Raw genomic sequence first — 10,017 nt, forward strand, 5'->3', positions numbered from 1 at the left:
GCTTTTCTCAGTCGCTCCCGCTGCCCCGAGCTTTCACCGCCTGTAAATTAGCTATTTCCCCCGCGCCCTGCGCCAAAAGTTGCGCAGCTACTCGTTGGCCAAGCGCCGCCGCCTGGGCATCTATTTGCGGAATTTCGCAAGGGGAAAAAGTAGCATATTCCCGGCTGGAGAATTTCTCTGCAGCGCAGCATCTTTCTTTTCCATCTAAGGAAAATACGCCCGCCACCAACTGAGAATCTGCGAGCTGGGAATCCACTATCTTTACCCCCACCGGAGCTGCACATCCCGCATTTAATCCCGCCAATACAGCGCGTTCAGCAAAGGCGGCGGCGCGCACCGCATTGTCATTAATTTTAGCTAGAGCCTGCGCAAGGGCACTCTCTGAATTCCAAGGAGCGTCTTCACTCCGGCATTCCACCGCCAAGCGCCCCTGTGCCGGCGCCGGGAAAATATCTAGCTCTTCCGTGATGGCAGCGCAGCGCTGCAGCCGCTCTAATCCCGCCTTAGCGAGAATTACACCATCTAAATCACCACGGAGCCTGGCGTTACCCTTTCCCTCTGCCTCAATACCACTTACCTTATCCGCAACACCGCTGGCTTTGATACGCGCCAAACGAGTATCAATATTGCCTCGAATATTCACTATTTGCAGATCAGGGCGAATTGCCCTAATTTGCGCAGCGCGGCGCGGAGAGCCGGTGCCGATAAGCGAATTTTTCGGAAGTTCCGCCAAAGATAGAGAATCTCGCGCACACAAAACGTCGCTCGGTGCAGCTCCGGCAGGTACAGCTCCAATTGCTAAACCCGAAATTGCGGCCGTCGGCAAATCTTTGAAACTGTGCACCGCGATATCACATTCTTTATGCAGTAAAGCTGTGCGCAAAGCAGCTGCAAAAACGCCAATACCCCCTAGCTCCACCAGGGAACGGGTACTTATATCTCCTTTGGTCTGAATAATCTTTAATTCAACATCCAACCCCTGCGCTTCGAGCAGACGCGCCACTGCCAGCGACTGCGTTTTCGCCAATTCGGAACCGCGCGTTCCCAAAATTATTTTATGCAAATTCTGCTCCTGTCTTTACTGCGTGCGTCACCACTGCTCCCAAACCGGTGCCGGCAATCCAAGCACCCGTCGCTGCTAATTCCGGGATTTGCGCCAATTGCTCCGTCAAGCACTCCAAATTCTTCCGATGAGTAGGAGTCTGCGGGCTCAAAGAAGCTCCCCAAGATACGATACGCGCATCGAGAAGATTTTCTGCCGCAATCTCACAATCAAGTACCGCTTGTGCATCTAAAAACGCTTCACGCACAGCCGGATAAGGCAGCTGCTGAGTTGACCTGCCATAAGAAAGCCGGATTGCGTGCGTACTGCCGCCGTGCACTTTCGCCAAAGCATCCGCCGCCCACGGCCATTTCACCGAATAGTGGGTAAGAGCTTTTGCCTCCACCACTCGCCCTTTTACCGCTACTTCACTGGGCTCGATTAAAGCGCCCGATCCGCGCGGGGCGGCATCTAAAGCCGGATCTTTAATAATTAGCGTGACGCCGGCAATCTTTGCTCCCTGCGGTACTTTCCATGCCGCTGGTATATCGAGCGGAGAAATTTTCCGCAACAGTTCTAGCGCCGATACTCCGTCGACCGCGATAAGTAATTTTGGCGCAGTTATTACCTCTTCACTGCCGCGCACTGGGCGTGGCTTCGCCCGCGTACCAGCAGATTTCGCTACAAGAATCGAAAATCCGTTCTTATCATGTAATACGTCGGTGGCAATTAAACCGCGGCGAATTTTGCCGCCAAATTTTTCTATCTGCTTTGCCAGCATAAATGCCACTTGATGCATACCACCTACCGGTTGGCCTAAAATCGGGGTGTTTTCTGGGCGCAGCCGGCGCACAGCGGCAATTAACGAGCCTTCCGCGCGCAAAGCTGGCACAATACCAGGAGCAATAGCAGAAAGCGCCAAAATCTCTGGGTCAGCTGTATGTACCCCACCTGCCACCGGAGCAACCATTTTTTCGAGTACGGCCGCTCCGAGACGTGTGCGCACTAATTCTCCGAACGTCTTGGCATCTGCCCCGATATCGCTTGCCAGTTCAAGATCTTTCCGCGCTACGGCGTACTCGGCTGCGGTAAGCATCTCAAAGGCCGGGTCTTTCCAAGAACTCGGGATTCCCCACACTCCTTGCGCAATAGGAGCAGCTGCTCCGCCTTTCCAGATCCACGATTTCTCTTGCGGATTCTTCACTTCTAGACCCAACTCCGCGCATAAATTATTCAGAGCCGCGCTGCGTAAAGCATAAGATTCTGCCCCTAAATCAAGGCGAACTCCACCTACATATCCAGCGGCAGTGAGCCCTCCTAAATGCTGGCGCGCTTCAATTACTGTAGGTTTTATTCCACGTTTTACCAGCTCATAGGCAGCACTGAGGCCAGCGATTCCCGCCCCGAGCACTATTACTTCTTCATCCACGATGTACTTCTTTGCTGGGCACAGGAGATATAGGAGAAACGGCCGAAAATTCATGCACTTGCGCCACAATATCTGCCAGCACTGCTGGATCCGTATCTTTTGGCACGCCGTGCCCCAAATTTACGATATGAGCATCAGCTGCCAATCCAGCGGTCAAAATCTGCGCCACATGAGATTCCACTACTTCCGAGCGGCACCCCAGAATTGCTGGGTCGATATTGCCTTGTACCACTACTTTTTTATCCGGAAAACTCTTACGGAGCTGCGCAATCGCCGCAGCAATATCAGTGCGATAATCGATTCCCACTGCCTCGGCATGCTGAGCAAAATCTGGCAGCAACGCCGCCGTCCCTAATCCGAAGTGAATACGTGGCAGCCCTAAATCCGCAGTGAGAATTTTTTGCGCCGCCGGTGCGCAGTATTTACGATATATCGCGGGTGCCAGCGCACCTGCCCAAGAATCAAAGAGTTGAAATGCACACGCGCCGCCCACTTTTTGTGCCTGCAGAAAAGCAATCGAGATTTCGGCGCACCAATCTACCAGCGCGTACCACAATTCTGGCTCTGCATACATCATTGTGCGGGCAGCTAAGTGATCGCGCGAAGGGCGGCCTTCTACTAGGTAGGCAGCCATAGTGAAGGGGGCACCGGCGAATGCCAACACCGGCACGGAAAGCTCTGCCACCGCGAGCTGCACTCCTTGGGTGACGGCACTGCCGTCACCTGGCTTATGCGCGATTAATTCTTTAACATCTTTTGCACAGCGATATGGCTGCTCCATCACCGGCCCTACGCCGGGCACAATTTCTACCGGCACTCCGGCTAACTTCATCGGGACAGTGATGTCGCTAAAAAATATAGCGGCGTCTACCCCGTAACGGCGCACTGGTTGGGCGGTAATTTCTGCCGCCAATTCTGGAATCAGGCACGCTTCCAACATACTCGTACCTGCTCGCACTTTTCGGTATTCTGGCAGGGAACGCCCGGCTTGCCGCATGAACCAAACCGGCGTCACCGCAGGGCGATTTCCACTGAGTGCGCTAAGAAAATTTGCAGTCACAGACCCTATTCTGGCAGATACTGAGCCAAGGTGGTAATTAAGAATGTGTTATCTAAAATTGTGCTCTGGAAATTTATCTGATTCAATTAATTTACGTGGGAATAGTGAGCGTTTCTGTGCATCATCAACGGCACGGTCTAGACCAAGTAGCACAGATAGCAAATATAGCTGATGACTTACTGGCTGATATTTTAAATCATCCAGAAATAGCAGCTACGGCCGTACTCACTACGTGCAATCGGGTAGATTTTTATCTCAGCACCGCCGGCTCGGCTCCTACCAGCACTCTGGAAAAGATTTTGCTCGAAAAATTTTCTTTCCGCCCCACTATTAAATTTAATAAAGCCGCCATAAAGCATATCTTCCAAGTCGCAGCCGGTTTAGATTCTATGGTGATTGGAGAACGCGAAATAAGCGGGCAGTTGAAGCGCGCGCATATCCAGGCAGTCAAGAATAATCGCACTAATTACGAGCTCGCACTGGTACTAGAAAATGCCCTGCGCACCTCCCGAAAAATTGCTCATAATACCGGCTTAGCCGGCACTGGTAGGTCTATAGTTGCTCAGGCTCTAAATTTAGTAAATGCAGATTTAGAAAAATCACCTCACGCAGTTAAAGCTCTCCTAGTCGGCACGGGTTCTTATGCGGGCGCGGCGGTGGCACAGCTACGCGGACGGCAAATTGAAGATATTTGCGTCTACTCCCACTCGGGGCGCGCGGAGGAATTTGCGGCGCGGCACGAACTCACGCCGGTACCCACGGGAGAATTGGCATCGGCCATAGCGAAAGCTGATTTAGTGGTCTCTTGCCGTGGCTTAGGCACTCCGCTTATTACTGTTCCACTTTTACAAGACGCCTTCGCCTTGCGAGCAAAATCTATATCTCAAAATGACGGGGAAAAATCTACATCTATCCTTACCGGCGAAAAGCTCGCACTGGACGAAGATACCGCACCGAGCGAAAATCTCCTCATCTTAGATCTAGCTTTAGAGAATGACGTCCAGGCTGCCGCCCGAGATCTTCCCCAGATTCGCTTAGTGACTCTGCACGATATCCAAGCGCATACTCCCGCTGCTACCAGTGCAAATATCGCGCGCGCCGAAAAAATTATCGAGAGAGAAGTAGCACGCACCCATATGCAGCTCAAAGAAAGAAAGATTGATCCGGCTATTGTGGCCTTGCGCGAGCATATACAGGAAGTCTGCACAGAAGAAATTGCGCGGCTACCAGAAAAAGAATCTTTTTCCCGCGTGGAGATGGAGCGCGCTTTGCAGCATTTTGCCGCGCGTATGGCACATATTCCTAGCGTCTTAGCGCATGAAGCGGCGCGCAGTGGCGAATATGAAGAATATATTAAGGCATTGCATTATTTATTCGGGGTGGATTTAAGTGCATCGCAAATAACTGGAAAAACCTGCCCCCAAAAATCGCCGCAACAATCGCCATCAAAATCCGCCGCTGCACCTTCTTTTCCGCACCAAGAAATAGCTGAGCCAGCACCATCGGGCTCCGACAGCCCCGATGCTCCAATAACCCCCGCGCAGGAGAAAGAAGATCCAAATGAATTTTGATGCCATTATGCTTTGCTCCTACGGCGGGCCGCGCGGTATGGAAGACGTATTGCCTTTTATGCGTAATGCTACGCGCGGCAGAGGAGTACCAGATGAACGGTTACTAGCCGTCAGCGGGCATTACCGTATATTCGATGGCATCAGCCCTATTAATGCACGGAATGAAGAATTGCAGGCAGCACTGGCGGAGCGGCTTTCCGTGCCGGTAGTCATTGGAAATAGAAATTGGACTCCTTACTTTTCCGATACTTTAAAAGAACTTGACGCCCGGGGTCTGCACCGCGTTTTGTGCATTTTCACTGCTGCCTTTGCATCGTATTCAGGATGCCGGCAATATCGGGAAGATATCTCGGCCGCGCTTAGGAAAATTAATGCCGAAGATAGATTTACTCTTTTTCGAATCCCCCCGTATTACGCAGCTACCGGATTTCACAAGGCTAATGTGGCTGCGGCGCGGGAATGCTTAGCGAAAGACGCAGCTGCGCATTTGATATTGGTGACGCATTCTATTCCGCTGGCGATGGAAGAGCATTCCGGCAGCCCTACTTCTCCTGCGTCAAGCAATAATACGAATTCTGATATACCAAGCAATAATACGAATTCGGATACGCAGAACGCCGTATACAAAAATACCTACGCTCAGCAGCATCGCGAAGTAGGGAAACTTATCTGCCAGGAATTAAGTGAAATTTTCGGGCGAGAAATTCCGCTTGATTTAGCGTTCTGCTCGCGCTCCGGCTCTCCCCGGCAAAAATGGCTGGAGCCGGATATCAACGATAGACTCCGTACCCTCTCTGCAGCAGGCGTGAATTCAGTAGTAGTGCTGCCCTTCGGATTTATTAACGACCACATGGAGGTGGTTTACGATTTAGATACGGAGGCCGCACAAACGGCGGCAGAACTGGGAATGCGTTATCAGCGCGCCGCGACTGCCGGCACAAATCCAGATTTTATTGATGCAATCGTGGAATTGATTAATGGGCAAATCCACTCCGCCTGGCCGGAGCAGTGCCCCACCGGATGCTGCCTACCGTATGCAAATTATGCACCACTTCCAGCAGTTTTCACTGCCCCTACCACACCGGGTACTACCGATAAAGCGCATATCGCTTCCGCTAGCGATATCACCCAACCCCAATCTGCAAAATAATTTTCAAAAATTAAAGAAAGGTAAATCATGAATGCACATCCATCCCCTACCCCTCATTATGTGCCTGATCCGCGAGATAAGACGGGAATCGACCCCGATGAAGTAAATGCCCGCAGTAATTTTTCTCTGCAGGCCGTATTTCAGACGGTTGCTCCCTTCCCCGCGGCAGAACGAGCCGAAATTGCAGCTGAGCTCACTGCGGAGCTTGCCCAGCACGATATCGAAATTCGCGGCTGGTACGATGTAGGCGGCTTCCGCGCTGATGCAGATTTAATGCTGTGGGCTTTAGGTAGTTCCGCTGCTGATTTACAGCGGGCTTATCACGCAGTATTAAATTCACGACTCGGAAAAATGATTAAACCCGTGTGGTCGGCGATGGCAGCTCACACTCCCGCCGAATTTAATAAACGCCATCTTCCGGCTTGTTTTGGCGGGATTGCTCCACGCCCCTATATCGCCGTATACCCATTTGTGCGCTCTTGGGATTGGTACTATCTCCGCCCCGAAAAGCGGGCAGCGATTCTGCGGGAACACGGCCTAAATGGCCGCGACCACCTCGATGTACAGGTATCCACTTTAAGCGCTTTTGCGCTCGGAGATTACGAGTGGACTATCGCTCTGGAAGCTGATTCTTTTGAGAGAATTATGAGCGTATTGCGCAAGCAGCGCGACGCAGAAGCGCGCCTATTTGTGCGAGTAGATACACCATTCTTTACCGGCCCGCGCGTAGAGCTCTCAGAATGGGTAGATAGACAGCCGCAAGCCTGAGTACAAAATTTACTGGCTTCGGCTGACTTCATCTAATTTCTGTTGGCTTCGGCAATAAATAGCGAAATACATTTATTGCCGAAGCCTAATTATTTGCAGTTTTTTAAATCGTGAAAACCCAATATTCAATAGGCGTAATTTTTCTGTATTAGAGTGGAATTGTATCCTAGCCATCCACCGCAGCTGGGAGTGGGTACAAAATCTAGAGGAAAAATATGCAAAGAATGCCTTATAAAACTCGGAGAATAATTTTCTATATCTGCGGTGGCATCTGCGTAATTTGTGCAGTTCTTAGCCTTTTAACGATAGCGTATTTAGTTATCTCCACCGGGAAGAATAAATATGCTTTAATATTTTTACTCTCTGGCTTCCTAAGTGCAGCTGCTTTTCTCGCCACACGCAGAATAAAAAGATCTTTTTGGAATTATCAGGAGCAAGCTGAATCTGCACCCTCTTATGCACTCCCATATGAGCGCCCCTATGAACTCCCATACGGATTCCCATATGCACTCCCCGATGATTTCGTACTTACTGATGAATTTAAGGAAACTCTCCGGCTGCTGGAAAATGGGAAAAATATCTTTCTTACTGGCGCAGCCGGCACTGGAAAATCTACTTTAATTCGTCATTTCCTCAATTCCACTCCCAAAAATGCGATGGTGGTGGCTCCGACCGGAGTAGCCGCTTTAAATGTAGGTGGATGTACGATTCATAGCTTCTTATCCATCAATCTCCTTTCCTCTTTAGCGAGCGTTATGCGCGCTACTTATTATCCACGGCGCTACGGCGAAGTAATTAAAAATCTAGATGTGCTTGTAATTGATGAAATTTCTATGGTACGCGCCGACCTTTTCGATATATTGGAGACCGTTTTAAGGCGTTTTGGCCCACATCCAGGCCAACCCTTCGGGGGAGTACAGATAGTGCTGACTGGAGATTTATTTCAACTGCCACCTATCGTGCTCGATGAAGAAATTCCTTATTTTAAGACGGTCTATTCGAGCCCCTATTTCTTCGCTGCCGCCGCCTATTTTATGGGAGATTTTCAGAAGGTAAATCTCACGCAGATATTCCGCCAAGCGGAAGATGAACAATTAGCAGAGATACTTAATAAGGTGCGCGACGGCTCAGCCGGCGAAGCGGAATGTGCTATTTTGAATTCGCATACTGACCCAAATTTCGTGCCTCCGCCCGGAGAATTTTGGCTGACACTCGCTACCCGCAATCATATCGTCAATGAGCATAATGAGCTTATGCTCAGCCAGCTCGATACCGAGTTGCATGAATATGAGGCAGAAATATCTGGCGACGTGCGCCCGGGAAGTACGATTTTTGAGAAAAATTTGCGCTATAAGGTAGGTGCGCAAGTAATGATGCTCACTAATGAACCGCATGGATACTGGGTAAATGGCACCGTCGGAAAAATTATTGCTATTGAATACGATCGCTATAAAAAACCGAATGTAGTTATTCGCCCCCGCACCGGATATGAATTTATCGTAAAACCGATGAAGCATACGGTTACTCACCCCAAATTAGCAGATGGAAAAATAATAAAAGAAGCAGCCGGAAGCATATCGCAGCTGCCTTTTAAGCTAGCGTGGGCTATCACTATCCATAAAAGCCAAGGGCAAAGCCTGGAAAATATCGTAGTAGATTTAGGCACGAGTACTTTCGCCACTGGGCAGCTTTATGTGGCCTTGAGCCGCGCCAAAAATCTATCTGGCCTAGTGCTGAAACGCCCTATCCAGCCTGCAGATTTGCAAATAGATCAGCGCGTGCGGCGTTTCTTAAACGATGGTATGCCAGAAAAATTAAAAGCTCCTCGCGCCTATTTAGCGGTAAATTTCGTAGGCAAAAAAGGGCGCTTTTCTCAGCCGCGCCCCATCGAAATAGCGGTAGTGCATAGCGACGGTAGAGAGATTACGAGCCTGATAAATCCCCAAACTGATATTGCCGATGCGGAAGCGGAGTTTGGCATATCCGCAACTGATATTGCTTTCGCCCCTACCACCGCCGCAGCTTGGCCAGCTATTTTAGATGTATTAGCTGGAAGTTGCCCAGTGGGTATTGATATAGATGAGATGCTCTCTAATATCGATGCAGAATTGAAGCGCGGCGGAATAATTGCGCATATGCCATTGGGGATAAATATTCCAAAAGCTACTCTGAGCGCCGCAGATCAAGAATCTCTCCAGCGCCCCTCCGCACTGGAAAAAGCGCGGGCACTGCGCACTATTGCCGAAAATTTGCTATCTGACCAGCCGGTGCCGGAAGTGTTTTCCCCGCCGGAGCGTGCCGGTTTCATTTTGCCGCGCGGAAGTAAAGAAGCGGGGATAATTTTTGGCGGCGCTCCCGACGAGCAGGGGCGAGATTTTCTGCGCTGGGAACTCAGTGCGCGCGCAGCAAAAAATAAGGGAATTTATCGCAGCGACGTAAATAAATTGCTGCGCATAGGCACTCGCGTATGCTTTAGCGGCACGGTGGTAAATAAAGCGGGAAGTACCGTACCACGCCGAAAAATGGAGGAACTCGCTATCGCACACCGATTAATACCGGACACCGATATGACGCCGAAATGTGAAGTGCTAATTATTTCGGAAGCGAACTGGCAATCTCCCAAGACGCACGACGCCGCGCGCTGGGGAAAGCCCATGATTTTAGCGCAAGATTTTCTAGATTGGGTGGAAAATCAAGAAAGATAAGCGCAATCCTCTGCTGAATAAAGAGATGCCTAATCCGGAGCGCAGAGTAGATAATTTTTAATAGTGACTAGTCTTACCTAAGTACTTTTATTATTTCATCTACCGCAATGAGCTGAGCAAATAAGTTTTCAAAAAACACTTATAAATTAAAGAAATTTTCGGTATTCTCGCTCACTATTGCATAAACTCCCTAAAGATTAGAGAATTGACTTATCTCAATAAAACACAAAGATAAATAATTATGTAATCGCAGAGATAAATAATTAGTAATCAAAGAGAGGACCCCCCCCCC

At 49.9% G+C, this 10,017-nt stretch carries 7 protein-coding genes; 4 read left to right on the plus strand and 3 right to left on the minus strand.

The features are described from left to right. Positions 1-7: 7 nt before the first annotated feature. From hemC to hemE, 3 genes are read right to left on the minus strand one after another with little or no spacing between them, the layout of a single operon-like run. On the minus strand, positions 8-1,063 hold the full coding sequence (gene hemC, locus BQ7117_RS00370) for a hydroxymethylbilane synthase (protein WP_073995697.1): 1,056 nt from the start codon (positions 1,061-1,063) through the stop codon (positions 8-10). Beyond that, entirely contained in the window at positions 1,056-2,471 is a 1,416-nt protein-coding gene (locus tag BQ7117_RS00375) for a protoporphyrinogen/coproporphyrinogen oxidase (protein WP_073995698.1), read from the minus strand. The genes hemC and BQ7117_RS00375 overlap by 8 nt, the downstream gene beginning before the upstream one ends. Next, positions 2,464-3,531, minus strand: a complete 1,068-nt coding sequence (gene hemE / locus BQ7117_RS00380; RefSeq protein WP_073995699.1) for a uroporphyrinogen decarboxylase — start codon at positions 3,529-3,531, stop codon at positions 2,464-2,466. Before hemE ends, BQ7117_RS00375 begins: the two co-directional genes overlap by 8 nt. 104 nt (positions 3,532-3,635) lie before the next feature. Here hemE and BQ7117_RS00385 point away from each other — a divergent pair, with 104 nt between their 5' ends. The 4 genes from BQ7117_RS00385 to BQ7117_RS00400 all read left to right on the plus strand — a co-directional run bounded on the left by BQ7117_RS00385 (position 3,636) and on the right by BQ7117_RS00400 (position 9,725). Beyond that, positions 3,636-5,102 (plus strand): glutamyl-tRNA reductase, encoded by a 1,467-nt coding sequence (locus BQ7117_RS00385; protein ID WP_161939405.1) that lies wholly within the window; start codon positions 3,636-3,638, stop codon positions 5,100-5,102. Then, complete coding sequence (locus tag BQ7117_RS00390) at positions 5,092-6,252, plus strand: ferrochelatase (RefSeq protein ID WP_073995701.1); 1,161 nt, start codon at positions 5,092-5,094, stop codon at positions 6,250-6,252. The genes BQ7117_RS00385 and BQ7117_RS00390 overlap by 11 nt, the downstream gene beginning before the upstream one ends. A 27-nt stretch (positions 6,253-6,279) precedes the next feature. After that, positions 6,280-7,020 carry a hydrogen peroxide-dependent heme synthase gene (gene hemQ, locus BQ7117_RS00395; RefSeq protein ID WP_073995702.1) on the plus strand — a complete coding sequence of 247 codons (741 nt, stop codon included), beginning with the start codon at positions 6,280-6,282 and terminating at the stop codon, positions 7,018-7,020. Between the two features lie 215 nt (positions 7,021-7,235). Next, on the plus strand, positions 7,236-9,725 hold the full coding sequence (locus tag BQ7117_RS00400) for an ATP-dependent DNA helicase (RefSeq protein ID WP_084789786.1): 2,490 nt from the start codon (positions 7,236-7,238) through the stop codon (positions 9,723-9,725). The last annotated feature ends 292 nt before the right edge of the window (positions 9,726-10,017 follow it).

The sequence above is a fragment of the Arcanobacterium urinimassiliense genome (genome assembly GCF_900119495.1).
Classification (GTDB): Bacteria; Actinomycetota; Actinomycetes; order Actinomycetales; family Actinomycetaceae; genus Arcanobacterium_A; species Arcanobacterium_A urinimassiliense.

Excerpts from the sequence above, each read along its gene's own strand:
- BQ7117_RS00390 (WP_073995701.1), top strand. The coding sequence starts at position 5,092 with ATGAATTTTGATGCCATTATGCTTTGCTCCTACGGCGGGCCGCGCGGT.
- hemQ (WP_073995702.1), top strand. The coding sequence starts at position 6,280 with ATGAATGCACATCCATCCCCTACCCCTCATTATGTGCCTGATCCGCGA.
- BQ7117_RS00400 (WP_084789786.1), top strand. The coding sequence starts at position 7,236 with ATGCAAAGAATGCCTTATAAAACTCGGAGAATAATTTTCTATATCTGC.